The sequence below is a fragment of the Burkholderia metallica genome (genome assembly GCF_001718555.1).
GTDB classification, from domain to species: Bacteria; Pseudomonadota; Gammaproteobacteria; order Burkholderiales; family Burkholderiaceae; genus Burkholderia; species Burkholderia metallica.
The window spans coordinates 1,979,143-2,003,674 of the sequence record NZ_CP013403.1; the positions used below are offsets into that span (position 1 = coordinate 1,979,143).

Below are 24,532 nucleotides of genomic sequence, written 5' to 3' on the forward strand. Positions count from 1 at the left end.
CGTTGCCTGTCGAGAGAAACATCATGAATCAACAGTTCGATTACATCATCGTCGGCGGCGGCTCGGGCGGCTGCGTGGTCGCGGGCCGGCTGTCCGAAGACCCGAACCTGTCGGTCTGCGTGCTGGAGGCGGGCGGCCATGGCGCCGGCATGGTGGTGAACGTGCCGGCGGGCGCGGTCGCGATGATGCCGACCCGCGTCAACAACTGGGCATTCGATACCGTGCCGCAGGCCGGCCTTGGCGGGCGCATCGGCTATCAGCCGCGCGGCAAGGCGCTGGGCGGGTCGTCCGCGATCAACGCGATGGTCTACATTCGCGGCCACCGCAGCGATTACGATCACTGGGCGTCGCTCGGCAACAGCGGCTGGTCGTATGAGGAGGTGCTGCCCTACTTCCGCCTCAGCGAGCACAACGAGCGCTTCGACAACGCGTGGCACGGCCGCAACGGCCCGCTCAACGTGAGCGACCTGCGCACCGACAATCCGTTCCAGGCACGCTATCTGGAAGCTGCGCGGCAGGCCGGCCTGCCGCTCACCGACGACTTCAACGGCGCGCAACAGGAAGGCATCGGCATCTACCAGGTCACGCAGAAGCACGGCGAACGGTGGAGTGCGGCGCGTGCCTATCTGCATCCGCATATCGGCCGACGCGCCAACCTGACGGTCGAAACGCACGCGCTGGTCCGCCGCATCGTGTTCGAGGGCAAGCGCGCCGTTGGCGTGGAGGTGCTGCAGAACGGCACGGTACGCACGTTGCGCGCGCGACGCGAAGTGGTGCTGGCTGCCGGCGCGCTGCAGACGCCGCAGTTGCTGATGCTGTCCGGCGTGGGGCCGGCACAGGACCTTGCACGCGTGGGCATCGAGGCCATCCGGCATCTGCCGGGCGTGGGGCGCAATCTGCAGGATCACCCGGACTTCGTCTTCGGCTACGGCACACGCAGTCTCGACACGATGGGCGTCTCGCTGCGCGGCGGTATGCGCATGCTGGGCGAGATCCTGCGCTTTCGCCGCGAGCGGCGCGGCATGCTGACCACGAACTTCGCCGAAGGCGGCGGCTTCCTGAAGACGCGGCCCGAGCTCGACGCACCCGACATCCAGCTGCATTTCGTGGTCGCGCTGGTCGACAACCACGCGCGCCGCCTGCGCGCGGGCCACGGGTTCTCGTGCCACGTCTGCCTGCTGCGTCCGCGCAGCCGCGGCTCGATCACGCTGCGCAGCAACGATCCGCTCGCCGCACCGCTCATCGACCCGGCGTTCTTCGACGACCCGCGCGATGTCGAAGACATGGTGGCCGGCTTCAAGATCACACGCGGGCTCATGCAAACGCCCGCACTTGCCGAGTGGGCCACGCGCGACCTCTTCACGTCGCACGTGAAGACCGACGACGACATCCGCGCGGTCCTGCGGCAGCGCACCGACACCGTCTATCACCCCATCGGCACGTGCCGGATGGGCCACGACGAGATGGCCGTCGTCGACCCACAGCTGCGCGTGCACGGCCTGGACGGACTGCGCGTGGTCGATGCATCGGTCATGCCGACGCTGATCGGCGGCAACACCAATGCACCCACCATCATGATCGGCGAGAAGGCGGTCGATCTGATCCGCGGTGTCAGTCGTGTCACGTCCGGGATGCGCGAGGAGGCGCAAGCCACCGCCGCGCAGTCTGCGACCCATCACCCCGCAACCCGTCATGCAACCACCTGAAGCTCTCCTGGAGATTGATGCACATGAATTCGTACAACGTAGCCAGGTTCACGGCCTGGAACGCCATCCTGGGCGGTCTCGCGGCTGGCGCCACCCTCGGCCTGTCGATGGTCGTCACGGGCGGCGACATCGAAATGGTGCCCCACGGCCCGGCCATGCTGGCGCTGCATGCCGAAGGGCGTGACCTGTTCCGCTGGTGGATGCTCGCCGACGTGCTGGGCTTCTATCTGCCGTTCGTGGCCATCGGCGGCTACTTCCTGCACACGTTTCGTGAAGAACTTGGGGCGCTGCGCGAAATGATCGCGATCGCCATCGCGGTCTATATCGTCTGCGGGGTGACGGGCGCGGTGCTGCAGTTGTCGACCCTCCATCCGCTCGCGCATGTGTATGCGAGCGGGGAAGACGGCGCGAAGGTTGCAGCGGCAGCCGTGTGGACCGCGATCGCCAACGCCACGCAAAGCGGGCTCTGGTGGGTGGAAGGCCCGCTCGTGTTCTTCTGGACCTCGATTGCCGCCAGACTGCTCAAACAGGCGGGCTGGCGCGGATCGTTCCTCCTCCATATCGTCGGCTGGGGCTTCGGCGTCTTTTTCGTGTTCGGCTTCTTCCCCGGTCTCGCTGCGGTCACGGATGCGGGCGAAACCGTCGCCGTCGTGACCCTGCCGCTCTGGATGCTGATATTCGGCTGGCAACTGCTCCGTCGTGCGCCGACGCTTGCGGTGCCGGATGCCGTTCGGGCTTGATACCTTGTTCACCACCCGTGTGGAGTCTGGAGACGAAACCTGCTCCCGGAAACGTCTCCGCACGGGTCAGCGCACTTTCCGCGACACCTGACGCAGCCGGCGTCCCAGCCGAGCCAATCAACGCAATCCGCGTCCATCTCCGGAGATTCCACCGTGTTCACCGCCGCCGGCAAGTTGCTGCTGCTCACTGTGTATGGCGTCGCTGTCTGCAGTTACCTGACAGCGCTGCCGCCAGGGCCGGATGCCATCCACTGGTTACGCATCGTGGCTGCGGTGCTGCTCGGCGTGCATGTGCTCGAGGTGTGGGTCTGCTTCAGAAAGGTGGCACTGCACAAGGGGCCGCTGTTCGATAGCGTGCTGCTGACACTGCTCTTCGGTGTCCTGCACTGGAAGCCGACGGCCGATGCTGCGCGCCGCCCGCGCTGATCGCAGCGGAGCCTCCCCCGCAAACATCGATAGGCGGCTCAGAGAGAGCCTCTAAGAACGGCAGCCTCGCCGTGACAATCCCTGCCGGCAGCACTGGCGCTGCGCAACAGCAACCGCCAGACGGCATCAGCGCCACCTCGTCACGGCTGGCGAACGGACCTTGAACACGATGGAGGACGCGGCCCAGGCAGTACGGTAAGCGTCATCGCTGAAGTTGGCAGCGTCGCCTGCGCCGGGTTCGGTCGTCACAGTGAAGCCAAGCTTGACGAGCTTTTCCATCACATCAGGCACAGTGGCGGCACGTTTTCGCCGGGAACGGTGTTCCGCGGCACGCCAATGCGCTGTGGAGCCGAGCTCGGATTGGACTGCATTCATGACTTCCCGAGCTTGGGTCGTTCAATAGGCGGCATCGCAACGTGCCGTTCCTACATGGGCGGCGCTTGTCGGTCCGCATACACCGGAAAGAGAGACAGGAAATCGCAGGAACAGCGGTCATCCGTGTTCCCGTTAGTTCTGCTTTTGAAACATCGCCGCCAACCACGCGCCAGATGCCAAAGTTGCGTGCGGCAGCGCTCCGGAATCCGGTCAAGCGCGTGCCGCAGGCATTCGATTAGCCGCTCCCCGTCCGTCGCCTGCGTGGAATACCGGGTAAATGCAACCCCTCTGCTTCGGGATAGCTCTCATCCATTCACGACGGCATGTTGATTCTGTCGAATGAGCGCTTCCAAAGGAATCCAGAAAAACGACGTGACCACTACGAATTCCGCCCGAGGCCGACAAACGCATAACCTCGATTTTGGTTCAACTCATTTTCCTGCGCACGCTCCAACGCACAATAGGCGCAGTACAAGGAAACGGACTGATAAGACCAGACCAGCAACGCGAAGATATAAAAGATCATGTGATGCTCGTCGCCGGGGATATGGTAGAAGTCATAGGTGCTCGCAATAATCTGCGTAGCTACCAGTGCCAGCATCACGCTCACTGCGTGAAGTTTCTCACCGATGCTCAGCAGCCGCTTGACAATGTAGCCAAGATAAACCGAGAACAACGACCACATCACCAGATAGAAATAGGGCCTGGCTTCCGTCATGAAGTCTGCGCCCCACACGATGACGGTTACGACCAATGCGCCCACCACATACACGACATCAGCGAAAATCGACGGCTTGTATCGATGCGTCACCGCCATCATGCCCACGATGACGATCACGGGGACACCGACGGCTCTGGAAAATGCATCGCAAAAAAGTGCAATGCGATAAAAGACATCTTCTCCGGTTAAAGCATTGAGCATGATGTTTGACGCCGAGAACGTCACCACCAGCCACTCGAACCCGAGGAGAAAGTTGCGCTTCCTGAGAAACTTCACGCCGCAGACGAGCGAAGTCGTGATCAATGCAAGATCAGCAAGGCAATAAAGATAAAATTTGAGTTCCATGATGCAATCCAATGGTCATTGTGAATTTGATCACCATTACGCTTGCCCGCACCAACATCAATCCTGGCGTCACCGCCCGGCGCGAGAGTGCACCGCCGATCGATCAGGGTTTCACGCGAGTATGTCGGGCAGCGGGCGCCCTTCCGTTGCCAGCCGGGAGACTGGTGCTCGCGTGCGCAGCAAGCGAATGTCGAAGAGACACAATCACGGGGGATGAATCACGCGTTGTGTCATGGCCTGTCTCCTGCTTATCGGCTGGCGATGAATTGCGCGAGGTCCTCGATATCCTGTTGCGACAGCGGGCCGGCCATCGCCGCCATCGCGCCGGTGGGATCGTGGCGCTTGCCGGTCTTGAAGTTCGTCAGCTGGTCAACCAGGTAGTCGTAGCCCTGGCCGGCCAGGCGCGGATACGCATCCTTCCCCTCCAGCTGCTGCCCGTGGCACGCGGCGCAATTCCTGGCCTTCACCAGCGCTTCACCACGGGCCACGCGGGCGGGATCGGCATGGAAGCTCGTATTGGGCAGCGGCGTCATCTGCGAGAAATGCGTCACCATCGACTCGAACTCGTGCTCCGACAGGCTGAGCGCAAATGACGTCATGGTCGGGTCGCTGCGTTCACCACTGGCAAACGCCTTCAGTTGGTTCCTGAGATACGCCTCTTTCTGACCCGCCAGACGCGGATAGGCCTGGTTGACCGCGTTCCCTTCGAAGCCGTGGCAGTAAACGCAGGAATCGGCGGCGCGCGGCCAAGGGCCGTTCACACGCGCGTTTTCGGCCGAGACCTTGTCGATCTCGTCGCTCACGCGCAGCAAGCCATAGACTTCCGGTCCGTAGGCGATGCCGCCGACGACGGCCGCAGCCAACAGCAGCCAGCCTGACAGGATCAACACCCGCTTGCGGCGGCTACGCGGTTTCGTTTGCGTTGTCGGTTTCGTGGTCGTATTCATCATGCCTTCCCCCGTGCCGCCGCCTGCAGCGCCTGCAATGCTGCCTTGTGGCCGGAACGCACTGCGCCATCCATGTAGCCCGCCCAGATTTCCGCCGTTTCCGTGCCCGACCAGATCAGCTTGCCGACCGATGGATGCAGCGCTTCCCCGTACGTGGTGAGAAAACCGGGCGGCATCGGCGACACGCAACTCAGCGTCCATTTATCTGCCTTGAGCCAATCACGCTGATGGAACGCGATCGGGTGCAGCGCTTCGTCACCAAACGCTTCGGCATAGATGCGCGACAGCTGGGCCTCGGCCTCTTTCGGGTCCGCCGGCAGCATGCTGATGTGCACGAACGCGTTGATCACGCCGAACGAGACGTCCTCCGGCGAGTTGTCGTACGCCCACAGCACCGGCCCCTTCGGTTGAAAGATCCAGCCGTTCAAGCCCTTGTCGCGCCAGAACGCTTTCTTGTAGACGTGCGTCGTCTTGCGTCCCGGTGCGAAGGCAGGCCAGCGGCGCTGCATTTCGCGGCGTTTTTCCGGCAGCGGCGGATCGAAGGCGATCTGATTGCACAGCATCGGCGACAGCGCGACGATCACGTTACGCGCACGCACCACTTCGTTCGCGGTATGAATGGCGACCGGGCCGTTCTGCCAGTTCTCGATGCGCAGCACGGGAGTCGACAGCTTCACCTTGTCGCCCAGCGCCTGCGCCATCTTGATCGACAGGATCTGCGAACCGCCCGAGATGCGGGTCTCCTGCGCGCCGCCCTTGACCGCTTCGAGCCGGTCGTAATTGCATTCGGCCGAATTGACCATCGACAGCCAGTGCAACAGCGACAGTCGCGCCGGCGACGCCCCGCCCGTGATCTCCAGACCGGTCGACCAGCCGATCTGGTCTGCCGGTGCGATGTTCCTTTTCACGAGCCAGTCGCCGACCGACATCGCATCGAACTCGGCCGCGCGCGGAGATTTCCACGGCGCGCCGCAGGGCACACTCCTCGCCAGCACCTCGAGTTCATGCGCAACCTTCGGGTCCGTGCCGAACCCGCCCTCGGTATCGACAGCCGCACGTGCGCCACCGGCCAGCATCGTCGACTTGCCCTGCCAGTAGGTGGGAAACGTGCCGACACCCAGCTCGCGAGCCAGATCGGCAATCGCCGTCTGACCCGGCCCGATCCATTGGCCACCCGATTCCGAGAAGTAGCCGTTGCCGAGATCGTGGTTAAGCGTACGTCCGCCAACGCGATCGCGCGCCTCCAGCACCACGAAGGACTCGCACCCCGCGCGTTTCAGGTCGCGTGCAGCGGTCAGGCCGGCCAGCCCCGCGCCGATGATCGCCACCTCGAGCACGTCGCGCTCGTCACTCGCGGTCACTGCTGCGGCCGCCACCTTCGGCAGCACGGCCGCCGTCGCGGCTGCCGTTACCGACGCAGCCACGCCGAGAAAGCCGCGCCGCGTGAGTGCGGCCGCCTCCGGCGCGTCGCTGCGTTTCTTTGCAATATCGTCCATCTTGTTGTCCGCCTGACTTGAAGAATCTGCGTGGTCTATCGGCTTGCGATGTATTGCGCGAGGTCGTCGATATCCTGCTGCGACAGCGTTGCGACGACTGCCGGCATCGAGCCCGTGGCATCGCGACGTGCACCGCTCTTGAAGCGGGCGAGCTGATCGCGCAGGTATGCGTAGCCCTGCCCGGCCAATCGTGGAAATACGTCTTTCCCCTCCAGCTTCTGCCCGTGACAAGCGGCGCAGTTGTGGGCCTTGACCAGCGTCTCGCCGCGCGCCACGCGTGCCGGGTCTCCCTGGAACGTCGTGTTCGGCAGCGGCGTCATCTTCGAGAAATGCGCCGCCAGGCCCTCAAGCTCTTGCTCCGACATGCTCGCTGCCAGCGACGTCATGGTCGGATTGCTGCGCTCGCCACTGGCGAACGCGGTGAGCTGCTGCTTCAGGTAGGCCTCCGGCTGACCCGCCAGGCGCGGATAGGTCTGGGCGCGTGCATTGCCCCCTTGACCATGGCAAGACACGCACGCGTCGCTGGCGCGCGGCCATGGACCGCCGATACGCGTGTCCTCCTGCGAAATCTGATCGAGCTGCTTGCCGAGCTGCAGCAGGCCATAGAGCTGAGGCCCGTACATGACGCCGCCAACGGCTAATGCGGCCGACAGCAACACGCCCCCCACTACCAGAATCCGCTTGCCACGGCCGGGTGATTGCGTTTTCGTATTCATCATGCTTTCCCCCCAGCCACGGCCTGAAGCGCCTGCAATGCCGCCTTGTGGCCGGACCGTATTGCGCCGTCCATGGTGGTGATCCAGATTTCCGCGGTTTCCGTACCTGCCCAGATCAGCCGGCCGATCGACGGATGCAACACATCGCCGTACTTGGTGAGAAAGCCTGGAGGTATCGGGGATGTGCAGCTCAGTGACCAGTTGTCAGCCTTGCCCCAGTCGTACTCGTGGTACGCGACGGGATGCAGCGCTTCGTCGCCAAACGCCTGGGCATAGATGCGCGACAGTTCGGCTTCGGCAGCCTTCGGGTCCGACGGCAGCACGCCGTTGTTCACGAAGGCCGAGATCACGCCAAACGAGACATCCTCCGGCGAGTTGTCGTAGGACCATTGGATCGGCCCCTTCAATTGCACGACCATGCCGTTCAAGCCCTTGTCGCGCCAGAATGCCTTCTTGTAGACGTGCGCCGTCTTGCGCATCGGAGCAAAGGCAGGCCAACGGCGCTGCATTTCCTGGCGTTTTTCCGGCAGCGGCGGATCGAAGGTGATCTGGTTGCACAGCGACGGCGAGAGCGCGACGATCAAACTGCGTGCGCGGACCACGCCCTTCGCGGTGTGAATGGTCACCGGCCCGTTCTGCCAGTTCTCGATACGCAGCACCGGGGTCGACAGGCGCACCTTGTCGCCCAGCGCCTCTGCCATCTTGATCGACAGGATCTGCGAGCCACCCGAAATGCGGCGCTCCTGTGCACCACCCTTGACCGCTTCGAGCTGCCTGTAATTGCATTCCGCGGAGTTGATCAGAGACAGGTAGTGCAGCAGCGATAATTTTGTCGGTGCGGTACCCGTCGTCAGCTGCGCGGCGAGCACCCAGCTGATCTGGTCTTCCGGCGCGAGGTTCTTGGTTGCCAGCCAGTCGGCAAGCGACATGGCGTCGAACTCGGCGGCACGCGGCGACGTCCACGGCGCCGCTGTCGGCACGCTCCTGGCCAACGCCTCCAGTTCACGCCGCAGTTTCGGATCCGTGCCAAAGCCGCCATCGCATTCGGTGGTAGCGCGCGCGTCGCCGGCCAGCATCACGATATTGCCTTCCCAGTAGGTCAGAAAGGTGCCGACGCCGAGCTCGCGAGCCAGATCGGCAACCGCGGTCTGGCCCGGCCCGATCCACTGGCCGCCCGCTTCCGAGAAGTAGCCTTTTCCCAGGTCGTGATTGAGCGTGCGTCCACCGACACGGTCGCGCGCCTCCAGCACGATGAAGGACTCGCACCCTGCCCGCTTCAGGTCACGGGCGGCGGTCAGGCCGGCCAGCCCGGCGCCGATGATGGCCACCTCCAGCACGTCCTGCTCATTGCCGGCGGCAATCGCGGCGCTCGCCGCCTTCGGCAATACCGCCACCGTCGCCGCTGCCGTTACCGATGCAGCCATCCCAAGAAAGCCGCGTCGCGTGAGCGCGGCCGCTTCCGGTGCCTCATCGCGTTTCTTTGCACTATCGTCCATCTTGTTTTCCGCCTGACTTGAAGAATCTGCGTGATCTATCGGGTTGTGATGTAGTGCGAGAGGTCGTCGATATCGTGTTGCAAGCGCGCGCTCACGCCCTCGGGCATCGCGACCTGCGCCGTTCTTGAAGCCGTTGATTGCGTCAAACTGACCTGCGCCCCGGAAGTGGGTATCGAAGACCCGATCGACGTCTTCCGGCCGCTGGGCAAGAAGGCGCTCGCCTTCAGGTTGCAGCGTCGCGCACCTTGCGGTTCACCCAGTCGTCCATCGCGTTCGCGCCGACCAGGAGCCCATTGATGAAGCACCACCGGAACGGCTCGGGCGGTAGCGACGGCGTGTCGTGGCGCAACGCAGTCAGCAGCGGCGGTTCGGTGCCGCGAATGTGCTGGGCAATCATGTGCCCCACCATCGATTGGCTGGCTACGCCATGCCCCGAACACCCTGCGGTGTAATAAATGTTCTGGTTCGTGCCGGTCTTGCCGACGACGGGCAGCGCGTCGCCGGCGGCGCTGATATAGCCGCTCCAGCAGTGCCGCAATGCGACGTTCTTCAAGCTCGGCAAGCGTGCATGCAGGTTCGCCCTCAACTCGCGATACTGATCGTAGGCGGGCACATTCGGCGTCCTGGAGCCGTACGGATAGTGGATACGCTTGACGGTCGAGATGATCGTGTTGCGTGCCGTCAGGCGGAAGCTCTCCATGCTGTAGTGGGCGGTGACGATGCCTTCGCGCCGTGACCACCCCAGCGACGCCAGTTGCGCGTCGGACAGCGGCTCGGTCTCGATGGCGGAGATCCGCAACGGCACCACCTTGTTTGCGAGCAAACCGAGCTGCGGGGTGTAGGCATTGGTAGCAAACAGCAGCACCGGGGCGCTCGCGCTGCCGCGCGGGGTCTTCACCTGGATGACCGGGCCTTCGGTGTAAGACAGCAGCGGCGTGTTCTCGTACAGCTTCACGCCGGCCCGCAGCGCGGCACGCCGCAGCCCCATCACGTATTTGCCCGGGTGGAGCGTGCCGCCGGTCGGTGTGTATTCGCCAAAGAGAAACGCGGGGGGAATTCCGCGCGCGCGCATTTGGGCCTGATCCAGAAATTGCGACTTGTGGCCGAGCTCGGCGCCGATCCGCATCTCGTCGCGGATCTTCTGCTCCTGCGACGGATGCACGCCCGCACGGATCCATCCGGACTGCACGTACTCGCAATCGATATCGTGCTCCTTGAGCTTGCCTTCGACGAAGCCGACGGCGTCGTCGTAATACCGGACGATCTGCGTCGCCTGCTCCTTGCTGATATCGCGAAGCATCAGGTCGTATTCGAGCCCCATGGCGCCTGCCAGGTAGCCCGCGTTGCGCCCGCTCGCGCCAAAGCCGGGAAACTCGCGCTCGATGACGACCACTTTCGCGCCTTGCCGGGCGAGTTCCACTGCCGCGGAAAGGCCCGCGAAACCGGCGCCGACAATCACCACATCCGCGCTGACGTCGCCCTCGAGCGCGGGCTGCAGGTCATCGGGCTTTTCAACCCATCCGCCCAGCGCCCGATATTTTTCGAGGTCGGCTCGCTCCTTGCCGTCCTCCACGGGTTCCGTGCGTGCATCCTGCATCGCCACCACGGCAGGCACGACAACGGCCGCGGCTGCCGCACCTTTCACGAAATTGCGCCGCGTCATTCCCGGACGCTTATCTGGCTTTTCCTGCTTCGTATCGTTAGCCGTACTCATTTCAGACTCCGTCAATCCTTGCTCAAAATGTGGACGGCCACTGCCGCCTCTTCCATGCGCTGCATCGCGTCGCCGTTTTCCTGGATCGCAGCGCGCGCACGCTGCACCTGACGCACACCGGCGTTGCCGGGCAGCTGCGTGACGAGGTCATCGCGTTCCGATGCCGGTCGCATCCAGTGGGTGGTCTTTCGACTCCAGACCACCCGACGGTTTGATGGGAGTACGGCCGCCGACGATGGTGCGCGGCACATCCGTTGAAGCCGGCTCGCACGTCCAAGCGAAGGAGAACCTGCGCCTTTCTGCCGTTCGCTACCCGCCCGGGAAGGCGGTTCGCACTTCTCCGGGACGCCTTTCGCATGCAGATCCGCTCTGCAACGAATGAAATCCATCACCTCGCCCCGGAGCCTGAATCGATCACCAATAGACGTATCGTCGGCCCTTAAAGTACGTTATGACGGCCTAATATTAACGTTGCGTCGGCCTACACTCAAGCGCGAAAAAATTAGGGAAAACACCGACCGGGCACGAGGAAAACGATGTCGAACCAACTCGAATTCGCATGCCGCAAGGCGCGGAATTGCACGATGGGCCAACAAAGATGTTCCGGGGCGCAAGGTTGCCGCGGGCAGCACGCCGCCATGCACTGGAGTGAAAAAACGTAGGGGGCGCGTTGCGCACTCAGCCAGTCATTGCTCGCGCACAAAAGCATGGAGGGAAGGAAGCGGCATTTTTCCCCTTCCGTCGGATAGGCCTATAATTTACAGAAACCTTGTATTAGCCATGGGAGCGTCAACGTGCAAAACAGCGCGATCAAGGAAGAAACCCCTGACCATTCGGAGGGCGCCAAGTCCGCCGCGCGGCCGTCGTCACGGCGCAATCGCGAACAGCGCATTCGAGAGATCATCGATACCGCGCGCCAGGTCTTTCAGGAGGACGGCTATGCCGGGTTCGCGATCCGCCGTGTAGCGGATCGCATGGGAATCACCCATGGCAATCTCCAGTACTACTTCCGAACGACGGAAGAGTTGCTGCGCACCGCGCTCCCGGCCTACCTGAGCCAGGTCATGGAGGACTACAAAGCGATCGCGAGCCGCCCGGGCATGGGTGCTGCGCAACGTTGCTCCGCGCTGATCAATCGCATTTTCCAGAACATCAACGAGACCGATCTGCCGAAGTTCATGGTCGAGATCTGGGCCTTCGCATCGCATGAAGCCTATGTCGCGGAACTGCTGCGCGACATGCAGGCGCGGTATCGAGGCATCTTCGAGAAATTGCTGTCGGAGCTTCACCCGACGTTGTCCAGTGACGCATGCCAGGTGCGTGCCGCCGTGATCGTCGCGCAGATGGACGGCATGACGATATTCGCGTCCCACGGCGATTACCCCGGAAAAGACTATGTGGAGTTGATCCGCGTCGCCAAGCGAGCCGTAAAAATGGTGATGAGCGCGTCGCCACAGATGCTCGAGAGCGAAGCGCCACATCGTCGTCCGCGTGTCCTTCACGACGGCAGCCATACCCCGATCAGCGTCTTCGGATCGAATGGGGACCTCCAGCCCGGGCTACTGGATCTCCGGGCGCACCAGTCGACCCAGGACGCCTTCCATTACCGGCCGACGGCCCAGGGCAAGCGCAGGGAACTCAAGATCAACGAGATCGTCTCCACCGCCGCCAACCTTCTGGCGACAGAAGGCTATGCAAACTTCACCCTGGCACGGGTGGCGAGAGAACTCGGCATCCTGCCCTCGGTGCTCCAGAACTATTTCCCGACCCATGACGACCTGCTGCGCTCGACACTTGACGCGGTGGGACGAGCTTATCTGGACCACTACGCGGAGCTCGGCAAGCCGAGCGGAAAATCGGCGCTGGAGCGCCTGTGCGACATCGCCGCAGACGTTTTCGAGGAAGTCTGTGTTCCCGAGGTGCAACAACTCTGGATCGAGATGTTCGCTCTGGCTCAACATTCGGATATCACGCGTGAAATCGTGGGAAGGGGCTACGCGGCGTACCGGGTGGTCTGCACGGATCTCATCCGGGAGATCGATTCGTCGGCGACCGCGCGCGAATGCCTCGCGCGCGCGACACTCATCGCGGCGCTGGTGGACGGTGTCATCGTGCTGAGGTTCGGTACGCAGAATCAACCGGTGAACGCGGACCGCGCATTCGAACTGATGATGGCGATGACGGCGCTCATCGGGCAGGGGCGCATTGTCGCGAATGACGCGTCATGAAGTAACCGCATCCGCAGGCGGCATCGATATGCTAATCGGCCGCCTGCCCTTATCAGAGGGTGCTGCCATAGGCGCCGCTCCCCGGCGGCCGAATCACGGGATGTACGCATTGACAGAGGCCGGTTCCATCCTCGCGAGTGCACCCGGCAATTTTTCCGTACAGCAGCACCAGGAGGTAACACCCTATGGCTACTACTCGCTTTGAAGCACGCGTCGAGACCGATGTGCTGGCGGTGATCCGCCGGGCCGCCGAGATCCAGGGGCGCACCATGTCGGTCAACGCCCTGCGGCGCGCGGCCAGCTCGGAAATCCCGGCCGTCGCCTTGACCGTCGACGCGAAGGACGAGGGTGCCGCGGCGTTCTCTATGGCCACTTCGGTTTTCAGTCCCTCACGCATGACCCGTTGGCGTTGTTTTTGCCGTTGGCGACGGTCAAGTAGGCGTGGCCGCCGCATCACGCAGCGACGTGAGCCCGGCTTTGGCCGGGTTTTTCTGATGCACATTCAATGCCGCTAATTCTTATTAGCGGCATTGCGTTTTTAAGGACTGCCGAGGCGAACCCGTTGGGATCGATATCGCACGGTCTCTGATTTGGGCGAGCGGCAGACCTTGCCGCCCGAGATCCGTCTTCCCCGGTAGAACGCAACAAAATCAAGAGGGAGGAGATCCGGCAGCGAGAACTACCCCTCACATTGTTCAATTGACGCTGGGCTCCGACCTTCTCATTTGTTCACGTTTTCGCAGCTCGTTGGGCCGTCGCCCCAGCTCTTACCCCCACCGTTCTTGCACTGCTGTTTGGTGTATTGCTCCGGCGGTTGACCTTTCGGCAGCTTTCCGTCAGCGGGGCAATTGTGGTGGAAATAGCAGAAAGACTTTTCAGCGGCGCCAGCTTCTCCGTTAAAAACAAGGCAGGCCATTAAGGTCAAAAAGAGGATCTTGACAATAGATGACATGTCGGCTCTCCAAAGGTTGAAAAATAACGAACTGAGAGGTGGTCGCGCTCGTTCGGGAAGTTTCGGAGATTTCCAAGTGGAATTTCCGAAACAATCATGCTGCCGATTTAATCTCAGGTAGTGTCGCGACGTATGCCCCATAAAAAACCGAAACAATACGAGAAATCATCGACAAACTGATTGCTTATTTCCACGCCTTTTACTCGCATCCAGTGGAAAGCATATGACGCAAAAAGTGAACGTCAAGTGCTATTTTGACTGGCCAACGTCGCCCTCCTACCGTAGATCAAATTAAAGTTGTCACCGTTTGCGACGTAAAAATGTCACTCCGCCGCCTCGCGCCGGCAATGAAGAGCGAAACCGTCGTGAATTCATGAGGTTGCAGGTTGCGAATTAACGTTGTCACCGGCCACGGTGTTGCGAAGACCAGTGCCAACTCCCGCCCACACCGTTGCAGCGCCGACAGCCCGTGTCACGCGTTGTGCGAAACCCGGGTTTGAACAGGCAATCATGCCGTCGTGATAAGGTTCCTTAGCAATATAAACGGACATCCGTGCGTGCGCGCGTTGCCAAAACGCACGCATGAAAAGACGCGCGAACGGCAGCAATGCCTTATCTCGCGGGGCCGCGGCCGTGTCTTACATTAGCGTAATCTATGGACACGATTAGCAGTTTTTAAGGGCTTCAACAACTGAACGTCGAAGTGGCGGCCATCTACCGGGCCAGTCGCGGCAGCTATGGCCGCCCCCGTATCGTGCGGCAATTGCGCGCCCAAGGCTGCCCGGTGAGTGCTGAGCGTGTTCGACGTAGTTTGCAGCGCCAAGGCCTGCGCCCGGTCTACAAGCGATGAACTTGCCCAGCTTCGCGGCACGGATACGACGCTGCTGGGGTTCGTGCACTCGGGCACGATTGCGGAAGCGGGCTTCAAGTTCGGGCGCTGGCTCGATGTTGCGTTCTATCAACTGAAGCTCGACACGCCGGCGCAGACGCTGGATGGCTGAACTGCATCGTTGCGTTTGATCGTCGACCCCGCAGCATTCATCGGTGCCGCATTGACGGACGGCGCCGAGCGCCGGCAACCCGCGCGACCGCAATTTCCATTATTGAAACCATTCAAATCAATTTATCTAAAAACAAAATATTGACTTTGTCGACTTGAAAAATCCGGGCAACTATGAATAATACGAGTCGTAAACTATCTCCCCGCAGGTTCTTTTTGTTTACGTATTGTCGGTTTCATCGAGTCGACGCAACGATCTCTCATCGTCGACACACACTTCTTGACCGAGGGAGTGACGATGACTCAAGCTGCGGCACTGTCGGCCCCCGACGCCTGCTCGTTCGGCACGCCCGAAACGCCGACCGCCAGCGAAGGCGTCCCACTCCGGCATCTCGCGGTCATTCTCGACGGCAACCGCCGCTGGGCGGATCGCCTCGGGTTGCCAACCATCGACGGCTATCGAGCGGGTGGAAGAAACGTTCACGCGCTGCTGTCCTGGTGCGAAGCTGCGGCCATTCCTATGGTGACGCTATGGCCGCTGTCCACCGAGAACCTGAAACGCAACGCCGAGGAACTGGTCGGCCTGTTGACCGTGATCGTCAAGGTACTCGACGAACTGGCCCGTAGCGGCCGGTGGCGGCTGCGCGTGATTGGTGATCTGACGAAACTTCCCTCGACCGTCGCGGAGCGCATCGGAGACGCCGTGCGAAGCACCGAGCAGGTTCAGGGGCTCGAAGTCAACATCGCGGTTGCGTACAGTGGCCGCCTCGAATTGCTAAGCGCGATCCGGGCGCTGATCAGCGAGCACGCCGCTGCCGGATCGCTCGACCAGTTGCTCGCCGACCTGAGTCCCGAATTGATTGCGAGCCGCCTCTACACGGCTGGGCAACCCGACCCCGATCTCGTCATCCGGACGTCAGGCGAACAGCGGCTGTCGAACTTCATGCTGTGGCAAAGCTCGTTTTCCGAACTGTATTTCACGCCGGTGTGCTGGCCTGAATTCGGGCGCGCGGACTTCGACGACGCCATTCGCTTTTTTTATTCTCGCCATCGCCGTTTCGGGCTTTAGGAAATGGACTGTCGGCGTTTCGATGGTCGATGAGTCATTTCTCTCAGAAATAAATCAGGAACCCATATGCCCATCGTTGATTTCGATGTCCCGTTTTCCGCGAACCTGCATCCGCAGCTTGCGGAACTGCTGACCGTGCAGGAGCAATGGCTGGCCGAGAAAGGCCTTGCCGGAAACGAAAGCGCGGTGCAAAGCCTGATGAAAACGGATCTGACCGTGGCGATCGCGTGGATGTGGGGAAATATCCCGTTCGAGGACAACCGGATCATTTGCGACACGCTGATGTGGGTCGCCGTTTTCGACGATTTCTGCGTTCGCAACAACGGCGATCTTTCCCGCGTTCGGCCGGTCCTGAACCGCGTGATCGGCATGATGCGCGATCCCGATACGTGGATCCCGAAGTCGGGCCCGGAGGCGGCGTGGCTCGATATCTGGGCGCGGGCGAAGGAGGGCGGCATGTCGGCCGAATGGCGTGCGCGCTGCCTGCGGGACTGGGAGGATTACTTCCAGCGCTTGCTGGAAGAAACCGAAGAACATGCGGCCGACGTCTGGGCGCCGGACGTGCAGGTCTACCTGCAGAAGCGGGTCAGAAGCTACGCGTACCACATGTTTCTCGATCTCGGCGAACGCGGGAACGACATCGAACTCCCGTCCGCATTGCTCGGGCCGGGGCATCTGGAAGACATGGCATTCGTGTGCTTTGCCGTGTGCTGCATCGTGAACGACGTCGTGTCGCTGGAGCGCGAGGAGAGCGAGGGCGAGCGCAACAACATCGTCATTCAGTTGACGCACGGACATGGGATGAGACGCGACGCAGCCATCGCCGAGTCGCAGCGGATGGTCGCACGGTTTTGCCAGGACTTCGTCACCTTGAAGGCCGGCGTGCCCGCGTGGTGCGCGAGCCTGGGGATGGGCGCCGAAGTGCGCGAGCGACTGGATCGGTATATTGCGATGATGGAAAGGATCATGCGCGGCAACTACGAATGGCACCGCGCGCTGCCGGGACGCTACCTGCCGGAAAACCATACGGAATCAATGAAGGAAGCGTATCTGTCACGCGTGTAATACGACAATCGATCGATCCAGGAGCCGCGGTCCATCCGCCTGTCATCTATGGACTTTGAAGCCCGCCAAGTCCCACACACTGGGTATCGACCGGGCGTCGTTTTCACGTCCAGCAACGCGTGCGGCGATCAACCTGACCTCGCAGTCGACGAAGGCATCGATCGAGGGATGCAACCTGCTCGCGTTGAGTTGACTTCCCCCTTCAACATGAAATAATTTTGAAAGAATATGGTTTTCCCCTGTCACATCGCCTTAGCGCACACATTAGCTTAGACATACTTATCAATTTACTCGATCGCTGACTTTCGCCCACCCTACTGACTCCCAAGCCCACCTAACCGAGCGGGAAATAAAGTAGATTAATATCAATCAGTTACTTCAATTTTTCACATTGTGACATTCGGGGTGCAGTCTTTTTTGCGCATTTCCATCCCCTTCTTACAAGTGCGATCTTTTTTGTCCGTCCCCACCTATCACCCCTATAGCCAGTAATGCTTTCAAGCATATCGTCAAATTCCGATATAAGATTCGCCAATCGACGATACCCGTATGCACGACCGTAACGCCACCCACCCCTCCATGCCGACCGAACTCGACATCGACGCGATCCTGAAAGCGCTCTCGAACCCCGTGCGCCGGGAAATCCTCAACTGGCTGAAAACGCCGGGCGAGCATTTTCCGGCGCAGACGCTGCCGTATGAACACGGCGTCTGCGCGGGCCAGATCGATGCGCGCTGCGGGCTGTCGCAGTCGACCGTCTCCGCGCACCTCGCGACGCTGCAGCGCGCGGGGCTCGTGACGTCGACGCGGATCGGCCAGTGGGCGTTCTTTCGCCGCAACGAGGCCGTCATCGACGCATTTCACGACGCGCTGCGTCGCGAACTCTAGCCAACGGCCGAATCGGCCACCCGGGCCCGCATCGCACATGACGCGACCGCGCACCCGCTTTTCGTGAAGAGGTTATCTGCCATGCCCACGTTGTTCGACCCCGTTACCCTCGGCGAACTGACCCTGCCGAACCGTATCGTGATGGCACCGCTCACCCGCTCCCGCGCGGGCGCGACGCGCGTGCCGAACGCCCTGATGGCCCGCTACTACGCCGAGCGCGCGACGGCCGGGCTGATCATTACCGAAGCGACGTCGGTCACGCCGCAGGGCGTCGGCTACGCGGACACGCCCGGCATCTGGTCCGACGAGCAGGTGGCCGGCTGGAAGCGTGTGACGCAGGCCGTGCACGCGGCCGGCGGGCGCATCGTGCTGCAGCTGTGGCACGTCGGCCGCATCTCCGATCCGATGTTCCTGGACGGCGACCTGCCGGTCGCGCCGAGCGCGATCGCCGCCGGCGGACACGTGAGCCTCGTGCGTCCGCAGCGTCCGTACGTGACGCCGCGCGCGCTCGAACTCGACGAAATCCCGGGCATCGTCGCCGCGTATCGCAAGGGAGCGGAGAACGCGAAGGCGGCCGGCTTCGACGGCGTCGAGATTCACGGCGCGAACGGCTACCTGCTCGACCAGTTCCTGCAGGACAGCACGAATCACCGCACCGATGCGTACGGCGGCCCGATCGAGAACCGCGCGCGCCTGCTGCTCGAAGTGGTCGACGCAGCGATCGACGTGTGGGGCGCCGGCCGCGTCGGCGTGCACCTTGCCCCGCGCGGCGACGCGCACACGATGGGCGACTCCGACCCGGCCGCCACGTTCGGCTATGTCGCGCGCGAACTCGGCCGCCGCAAGATCGCGTTCATCTTCACGCGTGAATCGTACTCGGGCGACCACTTGAGCCCGCGCCTGAAGGAAGCGTTCGGCGGCCCGCTGATCGCGAACGAACAGTTCACGTTCGACACCGCGCAGGCCGCGCTCGCGAGCGGCAGCGCCGACGCGATCGCATGGGGCAAGCTGTTCATTGCGAACCCGGACCTGCCGCGCCGCCTCGAACTCGGCGCACCGCTCAACAAGCCGGTGCCGGAGACGTTCTACGCGGAAGGCGAAACGGGCTATACCGACTACCCGGCGCTGAGCGACGCGGCCTGATCGCGCAACGAGCCATGCACGACGAATGGTCCGGCCTCGCCCGTCCGTTCGTCGTGCACACCTCCGGGCGGGCATGCAACGCGTTCGCCCGTCCCGCTCACCGCGTGCCGTCCACGGCGGGCGCGTCCACGAACAACGCCAGGCCGACCAGGCTCGCCGCGCTGCATCCCAGCACATACCACGCCGGCGCGTAAAAACTGCCGGTCGCGCGCCACATCGCACCGACGATCAGTTGTGCGAACCCGCCGAAAATCGTCACGCCGAGCGCATAGATCATCCCGAGCGACATGGCCCGCACTTCGGGCCGAAATGCGTCGAGAATCATCACGAAGCCGGCGGGACTCGACAGCGTCATCAAGCCGATCAGCACGATCACGACCGCGACCGCGGTGACCGCCGACGGCCACTTGCTCATCGCGTAAAACGCCGGCAGTACGAGCACGGCCGACGCGACACACGTCACGCCCACCAGCCGCTTGCGACGCCGCACGCGATCCGCGAGCCGTCCCGCGAGCGGCGAACCGATCAGCAGCACGGCGCCCGCCGCGCAGCCCGACAGCAACGACACCGATGCCGGCATGCCGACGGTCAGCGTCAGGAACGATGGCAGGAAAAACACGATCGTATAGGTGGTCGACGTGCCGCCGATCACGAGCAGCGTGCCGGCCACGACCTGCCGCCACGGAACGCGCGCACGCTCGCGCGGTGCGCCGGCCGCCGCGTGCGGCAACGTATCGTCGAGGTGACGCCGCAGATAGAAGCCGACCGGGCCGATCAGCAAACCGAGCACGAACGGTACGCGCCATCCCCACGCGTGCAGCGCTTCGGGTGGCAGCGCGCGCGACAGCGTCAGCGCGACGAACGCGCCGACCAGCGTCGCGCCGCCCTGGCTCGCCATCTGCCAGCTCACCCGCTCGCCGCGCCGGCCGGTATCGCCCGACTCCATCAGCAGGGTCGTCGCGGCGCCGACTTCGCCCCCCGCCGAAAAGCCCTGCAGCAAGCGCCCGATGACGATCAGCAGCGGCGCTGCGATGCCGATCTGCGCATAGGTCGGCGCGAAGCCGATGATCCCGGTGCCGAGCGCCATCAACGCGACCGTCAGCACGAGTGCAGGCTTGCGCCCGGCACGGTCCGCATAGGCGCCGATCGCGACACTGCCGAGCGGCCGCGCGACAAACCCGACACCGAACGTCGCCAGCGACAGCATCAGTGCGCCGACGTCGCTCGACGCGGGAAAGAACAGCTTGCCGATCAGGGCGGCAAAAAAACTGTAGACGGTGAAGTCGAAGAACTCGAGTCCGTTGCCGAGTGCGGCCGCAACGACCGTGCGGCGCGTCACACGCGGCGCGGCATCGACCCGTGCGGCGGCCGTGCGATTCAGGGTATGCATCGGAAAATTCCCGTTCAGAAGTTGTGATACATGCCGAGCGACAGCGTCACGGGGGTCGTCCCGGTGCGTGGTGCGGTGCCGCCCGGCTCGGTCGGCAGCGGGTTGCCGTTCAGCAGCACGGTCGAGATGCCGTAGTTGCGGATGAACCCCGCACGCGCATAGAGGCCCGTGCGTTTCGACAGCAGGTAGTCGTAGCCGAGCATCGCACCGAGCGCCGAATCCTTGGCCGGCTGGCCGGCCGCGTCGCGTACGCCCGACGTATCGCGATAGACGACCGACGCACGAATCGCATTGACACCGAACGGCACGATCGCGCCGACCGTGTAGACGCGCGCGATGCCGTCGCCGGCCAGCTTCGGCGCGTACTGGTTGAACGATGCGGACAGCACGATCCGCCCCGTGTCGTAGACGGCGCCGAGCCCGTACAGGTCGTTGCGCACGGTGCTCGCCCCGTTGACGCCCCACGCCTGGTTGTAGCTCGCGGCCAGATAGGTCGTGCCGTTGTACCACTGCAGCAGCGCGCCCTGCGCGGACGCCGCGGGCGCGCGCCCGGCCACGTTGCTCGGCGCATACATCAGCATCAGCGACGTGGTGCCCGCAACGATCGGCGTACGGTACGTGATGGCGTTGTCGACGCGTGCCGGCAATTGCGTCGCCCCTGGCCCGAGGTCCGAGTTGTAGCCGACGCCGCGGCTCGTCTGCACGGCTGCCGCGCCCAGCCACGTATAGACCGAGTTCGTACCCACCGTGCCGAATACGTCGATGAACAGCGGCAGCGCCGTGCCGATCTGCTTGCCGAGACGCAGCCGCCCGTAGCTGTCCGACGACAGGCCGACCCACGACTGCCGGTTGTAGGTCGACTGCTTGTCCTGCTGCGCGCCATTGTTCGCGAGAAAACCGCTTTCGAGGTTGAACTCGGCGCGCCAGCCGCCACCGAGGTTCTCGCGGCCGAAGAAGCCGAATTTGGAGGTCCACTCGCCACCGCTCTGCGTCTGCCACAGCGAATGGCCGCCGACCGTCTGGTAGTTGATTCCCATGTCGACCGAGCCGTACAGCGCGACGCCCTCCGTCAGTCGACCGTTGTACTCGGGCACCGCCGCCAGCAACACGTCCTGATAGGGCACGGCGCGCGCGTTGCCGGCGCCGAGCGCGAGACAGGCCGCACCCAGTGCAAATCGCTTTTTCATTCGATATCCTTATCGTCAATTCGATTCATGTCCGACCGGCGCTTCTCCTCTGCGCCGTCGTCAGTCCGCCTTCAGGAAGCGTTCGGCGATACCGGCGAAATAGGCCGCCCCCCAGCTCAGCGCGGTGTCGTTGAAGTCGTAACCCGGGTTGTGCACCGAACACCCGCCGCGGGAATCGACGCCGTTACCGATCAGCACGTAGCAGCCCGGTACGCATTCGGTCATCCACGAGAAATCCTCGCTGCCCATCACGCCGTCGGGCAACAGCGTGAGCGCGCCTTCGCCGGCCAGCGCCGCAATCGTCTCGACCGCGAGATCCGATGCCGCGCGGTCGTTGTCCACGACACGCGAGATCGATTGATATTCGATCTGCGCGGTCATCCCGTAAGCCTGCGCATGCGCGTCGACGATCCGGCGGATGCGCGCCTCGATTTCGTCGCGCGTGGCCGCGTCGAGCGCACGCACGGACAACTGCAGCGTTGCGGTTTCCGGAATCACGTTCGGCGCGGTGCCCGCATGGAACGTGCCGACGGTCACGACGGCCGGTTTCAGCGGATCGACGTTGCGGGAGACGATCGATTGCAGCGCGGTCACGATTTGCGCGCCCGCGACGATCGGGTCGCTTGCGAGCTGCGGCATCGCACCGTGTCCGCCCTTGCCCGTCACGGTGATGGTCACCGAATCGGACGAGGCCATCATCGGCCCATGGCGCAACGCGAAATGGCCGACCGGCACGCCCGGCGCGTTGTGCAGCGCATACACGCGTTCACACGGGAAACGTTCGAACAGGCCATCGTCGATCATCCGCTTTGCGCCGCCGAGCCCCTCCTCGGCCGGCTGGAAAATCACGTTGAGCGTGCCGTCGAATCGGCCCTGTTCGGCGAGATAGTGCGCGGCGGCCAGCAAGATCGCCGTATGGCCGTCGTGTCCGCACGCGTGCATCGTGCGCGCCACCGTGCTCGCATACGGCAGCCCCGTCGCCTCCTCGATCGGCAGCGCGTCCATGTCGGCGCGCAGACCGAGCGTGCGCGCCGACGCGCCGCGCCGCAATTGGCCGACGACCCCCGTGCCGCCCACGCCCGTCGTGACGTCGTACCCCCATGCGGCCAGCTGTTCGGCGACGAGCTGCGCGGTGCGGGTCTCGGCGAAGCCGAGTTCGGGATGGGCGTGGATGTCGCGGCGGATCGCCACGAATCGGGACTCCGACTCGCGAATCGCCGCGAGTACGTGAGCAAGGTTCTGCGTCATGAATGGCTCCGTGGAATCGGCCGCCTCGCGACCGTCCCGGCCAAGCATAGAGACGCGTTTCGGGTCAAAAAACTCACGAATTTTGATGCAGATAACTTTTGGTAATATCTTCCGCATCATGAAAATTCATCAATTGCGCGCGCTCGTCGCAGTCACGACGGCCGGCAGCATCAAGGCTGCGGCCCGGACCCTGCACGTCACGCAGCCGGCCATCAGCAAGGCGATCCAGGAACTGGAGAACGAGTTCGGCCTCCCCCTGCTCGAGCGCAAGCCGTGGGGCGTCGTGCCGACACCGGAAGGCGACGCGCTGCTGGGGCGCGCGCAGGCTGTCGTGCGCGAGCTCGAACGGGCGAGCGAGGACATGGCACACATGAAGGGGCTGCGAGACGGGCGGCTCGTGATCGGCTTCACACCGATCGTCGCGGTGACGGGCTTTGCCGAGGCCTACGCCGCGTTCCGCCGCCGCTGGCCAAACGTCGAGTGCGAACTGCGTGAACTGACGTTCAACCTGCTCTCGGAACAGTTGCGCAATCGCACGCTCGATCTCGCCTTCGTCGCCGTCACGGGCCCCATTGCCGAGTCGCTCGACATCAAGGCGATCCGCACGTTCGACACCGCGTTCGTCACCCGCGAGAACGGACGCTTTGCGGGCGCGACATCGCTCGACGCGCTGCGCGACGCGGAATGGATCCACGCCGATGCGAGCGACAACTTCCCCACGTATATCCGTGACCTGCATGCGCACGCGGGCCTGCCCCCGCCGCGCTGCATCACGCGCTGCACGTCGTATGCGCTGTTCTACAGCCTGATGATGACCAACGATGCGATTTTCTCGTGGACCCGGCTCTCGCTCGCGGAAACCGTGTTCGGCCAGAAGCTGACGCCGCTGCCGTTACCGATGTCGCCGCCGCCGCTGCAGTTGTACCGGCTCACGCCGCCGGGGCTGCAACTGACGCGGCCCGCGGCCGACTTTCTTGCACACGTGGAAGCCGCGTTCGCATCGCTGCCGTTTACCGGGAGCACGGCATTGCGCTGACGCCGGACCGGACCGCGGCCGGCACCGTGATTCGCCGGGCCTGCGTCAGCCCGGAACGCGCAACCGCATGAATACGCGCCGTGTCTCGTCGAGCCCGAGCGACACGTGATACGCGCGAATGGTACGCAGCATGTCGTCGAGCATCGCGTCGTCGAGCACCTCGAAACCCAGGCGCGCGTAGTACGGCGCATTCCACGGCGCATCGCGAAACGTCGACAGCACGACTTCGGTGATACCCTCCTGCGCCGCGCGCGCCGTCACCTGTTCGATCAGGCGCGCGCCGATCCGCTGCCCCGCATGTGACGGCGCGACATCCAGTTCTTCCAGATAGAGCCGCTGCGCATCGAGCAGCCGGTAAAATGCAAACCCGACGCACGCACCCTGCGCATCGACCGCCACGTACGCCCGACCGTCGTCGATGCGCACGCGCAGGGCGGCCGTGTCGGTCGGCCCGGCATCGGCGATATCGGCCATGCCGATGTCGCGAAACCGCTGCGCGGCGGCGACTTCCACGGCGGCCATCGCGGCCGCGTCTTCCCGCGTGGCCGGGCGAATCAGGATCGATGCAGTCATGACGGCAATTCAGGCAGACAGTCTGGAACGGCCGTCACTATAATCGAAACCTCATACGTTTCGAACGCCCC

The 24,532-nt window shown here is 63.4% G+C and carries 20 protein-coding genes and 5 pseudogenes; 12 read left to right on the plus strand and 13 right to left on the minus strand.

Features of this window, described 5'->3' with window-relative positions; all coding sequences use genetic code 11:
• The first annotated feature begins 23 nt into the window (after positions 1 to 23).
• The 3 genes from WJ16_RS28370 (at position 24) to WJ16_RS28380 (ending at position 2,872) form a co-directional block, all read left to right on the plus strand.
• A complete protein-coding gene (locus WJ16_RS28370) occupies positions 24 to 1,706 on the plus strand; it encodes a GMC family oxidoreductase (protein ID WP_069260326.1) in 1,683 nt (560 codons plus the stop codon).
• 23 nt (positions 1,707 to 1,729) lie between these two features.
• Positions 1,730 to 2,446 (plus strand): hypothetical protein, encoded by a 717-nt coding sequence (locus WJ16_RS28375; protein ID WP_069261181.1) that lies wholly within the window; start codon positions 1,730 to 1,732, stop codon positions 2,444 to 2,446.
• Positions 2,447 to 2,599: 153 nt separating this feature from the next.
• Positions 2,600 to 2,872, plus strand: a complete 273-nt coding sequence (locus WJ16_RS28380) for a DUF1145 domain-containing protein (protein WP_069260327.1) — start codon at positions 2,600 to 2,602, stop codon at positions 2,870 to 2,872.
• Between the two features lie 115 nt (positions 2,873 to 2,987).
• Here WJ16_RS28380 and pntA read toward each other — a convergent pair.
• The 8 genes and pseudogenes from pntA to WJ16_RS35695 all read right to left on the minus strand — a co-directional run.
• Positions 2,988 to 3,243, minus strand: a pseudogene (pntA, locus tag WJ16_RS35690) (Re/Si-specific NAD(P)(+) transhydrogenase subunit alpha); the annotation flags it as partial.
• A 383-nt stretch (positions 3,244 to 3,626) separates the two neighbouring features.
• Entirely contained in the window at positions 3,627 to 4,313 is a 687-nt protein-coding gene (locus WJ16_RS28385; RefSeq protein WP_069260328.1) for a hypothetical protein, read from the minus strand.
• A gap of 248 nt (positions 4,314 to 4,561) precedes the next feature.
• Positions 4,562 to 5,260: a c-type cytochrome gene (locus WJ16_RS28390; RefSeq protein ID WP_069261182.1), complete on the minus strand. Its 699-nt coding sequence runs from the start codon at positions 5,258 to 5,260 to the stop codon at positions 4,562 to 4,564.
• Complete coding sequence (locus tag WJ16_RS28395; RefSeq protein ID WP_069260329.1) at positions 5,260 to 6,756, minus strand: flavin monoamine oxidase family protein; 1,497 nt, start codon at positions 6,754 to 6,756, stop codon at positions 5,260 to 5,262. Before WJ16_RS28395 ends, WJ16_RS28390 begins: the two co-directional genes overlap by 1 nt.
• Before the next feature lie 35 nt (positions 6,757 to 6,791).
• Complete coding sequence (locus WJ16_RS28400; RefSeq protein WP_069261183.1) at positions 6,792 to 7,472, minus strand: c-type cytochrome; 681 nt, start codon at positions 7,470 to 7,472, stop codon at positions 6,792 to 6,794.
• Positions 7,472 to 8,968: a flavin monoamine oxidase family protein gene (locus WJ16_RS28405; RefSeq protein ID WP_069260330.1), complete on the minus strand. Its 1,497-nt coding sequence runs from the start codon at positions 8,966 to 8,968 to the stop codon at positions 7,472 to 7,474. Before WJ16_RS28405 ends, WJ16_RS28400 begins: the two co-directional genes overlap by 1 nt.
• 223 nt (positions 8,969 to 9,191) lie before the next feature.
• Positions 9,192 to 10,682 (minus strand): NAD(P)/FAD-dependent oxidoreductase, encoded by a 1,491-nt coding sequence (locus WJ16_RS28410; protein WP_418219865.1) that lies wholly within the window; start codon positions 10,680 to 10,682, stop codon positions 9,192 to 9,194.
• Positions 10,683 to 10,693: 11 nt separating this feature from the next.
• Positions 10,694 to 10,916: pseudogene (locus WJ16_RS35695) on the minus strand (thiolase C-terminal domain-containing protein); the annotation flags it as partial.
• Positions 10,917 to 11,476: 560 nt separating this feature from the next.
• Here WJ16_RS35695 and WJ16_RS28415 point away from each other — a divergent pair.
• Positions 11,477 to 12,910 (plus strand): TetR/AcrR family transcriptional regulator, encoded by a 1,434-nt coding sequence (locus WJ16_RS28415; protein ID WP_069260331.1) that lies wholly within the window; start codon positions 11,477 to 11,479, stop codon positions 12,908 to 12,910.
• A gap of 260 nt (positions 12,911 to 13,170) precedes the next feature.
• Positions 13,171 to 13,349, plus strand: a pseudogene (locus tag WJ16_RS35885) (N-acetyltransferase); the annotation flags it as partial.
• 282 nt (positions 13,350 to 13,631) lie between these two features.
• On the opposite strand, the gene WJ16_RS33925 reads toward WJ16_RS35885, so the two are convergent.
• A complete protein-coding gene (locus WJ16_RS33925) occupies positions 13,632 to 13,862 on the minus strand; it encodes a hypothetical protein (RefSeq protein ID WP_076606022.1) in 231 nt (76 codons plus the stop codon).
• A gap of 691 nt (positions 13,863 to 14,553) precedes the next feature.
• Here WJ16_RS33925 and WJ16_RS33930 point away from each other — a divergent pair.
• The 6 genes and pseudogenes from WJ16_RS33930 to WJ16_RS28440 all read left to right on the plus strand — a co-directional run.
• Positions 14,554 to 14,709, plus strand: a pseudogene (locus WJ16_RS33930) (IS3 family transposase); the annotation flags it as partial.
• A gap of 31 nt (positions 14,710 to 14,740) precedes the next feature.
• Positions 14,741 to 14,863 (plus strand): annotated as a pseudogene (locus WJ16_RS33935) (GNAT family N-acetyltransferase); the annotation flags it as partial.
• 297 nt (positions 14,864 to 15,160) lie between these two features.
• On the plus strand, positions 15,161 to 15,931 hold the full coding sequence (uppS, locus tag WJ16_RS28425) for a polyprenyl diphosphate synthase (protein ID WP_069260332.1): 771 nt from the start codon (positions 15,161 to 15,163) through the stop codon (positions 15,929 to 15,931).
• Positions 15,932 to 15,997: 66 nt separating this feature from the next.
• On the plus strand, positions 15,998 to 16,996 hold the full coding sequence (locus WJ16_RS28430; RefSeq protein WP_069260333.1) for a terpene synthase family protein: 999 nt from the start codon (positions 15,998 to 16,000) through the stop codon (positions 16,994 to 16,996).
• Positions 16,997 to 17,575: 579 nt separating this feature from the next.
• Positions 17,576 to 17,884, plus strand: coding sequence for an ArsR/SmtB family transcription factor (locus WJ16_RS28435; protein WP_069260334.1), 309 nt, complete (start codon positions 17,576 to 17,578; stop codon positions 17,882 to 17,884).
• A gap of 81 nt (positions 17,885 to 17,965) precedes the next feature.
• Entirely contained in the window at positions 17,966 to 19,027 is a 1,062-nt protein-coding gene (locus WJ16_RS28440) for an alkene reductase (RefSeq protein WP_069260335.1), read from the plus strand.
• Between the two features lie 97 nt (positions 19,028 to 19,124).
• On the opposite strand, the gene WJ16_RS28445 is transcribed toward WJ16_RS28440, so the two are convergent.
• The 3 genes from WJ16_RS28445 to WJ16_RS28455 are packed head-to-tail and all read right to left on the minus strand — an operon-like array spanning position 19,125 to position 22,852.
• Positions 19,125 to 20,417: an MFS transporter gene (locus WJ16_RS28445; protein WP_069260336.1), complete on the minus strand. Its 1,293-nt coding sequence runs from the start codon at positions 20,415 to 20,417 to the stop codon at positions 19,125 to 19,127.
• Positions 20,418 to 20,431: 14 nt separating this feature from the next.
• Complete coding sequence (locus WJ16_RS28450; RefSeq protein WP_069260337.1) at positions 20,432 to 21,604, minus strand: porin; 1,173 nt, start codon at positions 21,602 to 21,604, stop codon at positions 20,432 to 20,434.
• A gap of 60 nt (positions 21,605 to 21,664) precedes the next feature.
• A complete protein-coding gene (locus tag WJ16_RS28455) occupies positions 21,665 to 22,852 on the minus strand; it encodes a M20 aminoacylase family protein (RefSeq protein WP_069260338.1) in 1,188 nt (395 codons plus the stop codon).
• Here WJ16_RS28455 and WJ16_RS28460 point away from each other — a divergent pair.
• Positions 22,851 to 23,888 (plus strand): LysR family transcriptional regulator, encoded by a 1,038-nt coding sequence (locus WJ16_RS28460; RefSeq protein ID WP_226243731.1) that lies wholly within the window; start codon positions 22,851 to 22,853, stop codon positions 23,886 to 23,888. The two genes, WJ16_RS28455 and WJ16_RS28460, sit on opposite strands and share 2 nt — an antisense overlap.
• 45 nt (positions 23,889 to 23,933) lie before the next feature.
• Here the strand turns inward: WJ16_RS28460 and WJ16_RS28465 are convergent, their stop codons facing one another.
• Positions 23,934 to 24,461, minus strand: coding sequence for a GNAT family N-acetyltransferase (locus WJ16_RS28465; RefSeq protein ID WP_069260340.1), 528 nt, complete (start codon positions 24,459 to 24,461; stop codon positions 23,934 to 23,936).
• Positions 24,462 to 24,532 lie beyond the last annotated feature (71 nt).

Bases quoted from the DNA above. Each gene is read 5' to 3' on its own strand.
- WJ16_RS28370 (WP_069260326.1), top strand. From the start codon at position 24: ATGAATCAACAGTTCGATTACATCATCGTCGGCGGCGGCTCGGGCGGC.
- WJ16_RS28375 (WP_069261181.1), top strand. From the start codon at position 1,730: ATGAATTCGTACAACGTAGCCAGGTTCACGGCCTGGAACGCCATCCTG.
- WJ16_RS28385 (WP_069260328.1), bottom strand. From the start codon at position 4,313: ATGGAACTCAAATTTTATCTTTATTGCCTTGCTGATCTTGCATTGATC.
- WJ16_RS28390 (WP_069261182.1), bottom strand. From the start codon at position 5,260: ATGAATACGACCACGAAACCGACAACGCAAACGAAACCGCGTAGCCGC.
- WJ16_RS28395 (WP_069260329.1), bottom strand. From the start codon at position 6,756: ATGGACGATATTGCAAAGAAACGCAGCGACGCGCCGGAGGCGGCCGCA.
- WJ16_RS28400 (WP_069261183.1), bottom strand. From the start codon at position 7,472: ATGAATACGAAAACGCAATCACCCGGCCGTGGCAAGCGGATTCTGGTA.
- WJ16_RS28405 (WP_069260330.1), bottom strand. From the start codon at position 8,968: ATGGACGATAGTGCAAAGAAACGCGATGAGGCACCGGAAGCGGCCGCG.
- WJ16_RS28410 (WP_418219865.1), bottom strand. From the start codon at position 10,682: ATGAGTACGGCTAACGATACGAAGCAGGAAAAGCCAGATAAGCGTCCG.
- WJ16_RS33925 (WP_076606022.1), bottom strand. From the start codon at position 13,862: ATGTCATCTATTGTCAAGATCCTCTTTTTGACCTTAATGGCCTGCCTT.
- uppS (WP_069260332.1), top strand. From the start codon at position 15,161: ATGACTCAAGCTGCGGCACTGTCGGCCCCCGACGCCTGCTCGTTCGGC.
- WJ16_RS28430 (WP_069260333.1), top strand. From the start codon at position 15,998: ATGCCCATCGTTGATTTCGATGTCCCGTTTTCCGCGAACCTGCATCCG.
- WJ16_RS28435 (WP_069260334.1), top strand. From the start codon at position 17,576: ATGCCGACCGAACTCGACATCGACGCGATCCTGAAAGCGCTCTCGAAC.
- WJ16_RS28440 (WP_069260335.1), top strand. From the start codon at position 17,966: ATGCCCACGTTGTTCGACCCCGTTACCCTCGGCGAACTGACCCTGCCG.
- WJ16_RS28445 (WP_069260336.1), bottom strand. From the start codon at position 20,417: ATGCATACCCTGAATCGCACGGCCGCCGCACGGGTCGATGCCGCGCCG.
- WJ16_RS28450 (WP_069260337.1), bottom strand. From the start codon at position 21,604: ATGAAAAAGCGATTTGCACTGGGTGCGGCCTGTCTCGCGCTCGGCGCC.
- WJ16_RS28460 (WP_226243731.1), top strand. From the start codon at position 22,851: ATGAATGGCTCCGTGGAATCGGCCGCCTCGCGACCGTCCCGGCCAAGC.
- WJ16_RS28455 (WP_069260338.1), bottom strand. From the start codon at position 22,852: ATGACGCAGAACCTTGCTCACGTACTCGCGGCGATTCGCGAGTCGGAG.
- WJ16_RS28465 (WP_069260340.1), bottom strand. From the start codon at position 24,461: ATGACTGCATCGATCCTGATTCGCCCGGCCACGCGGGAAGACGCGGCC.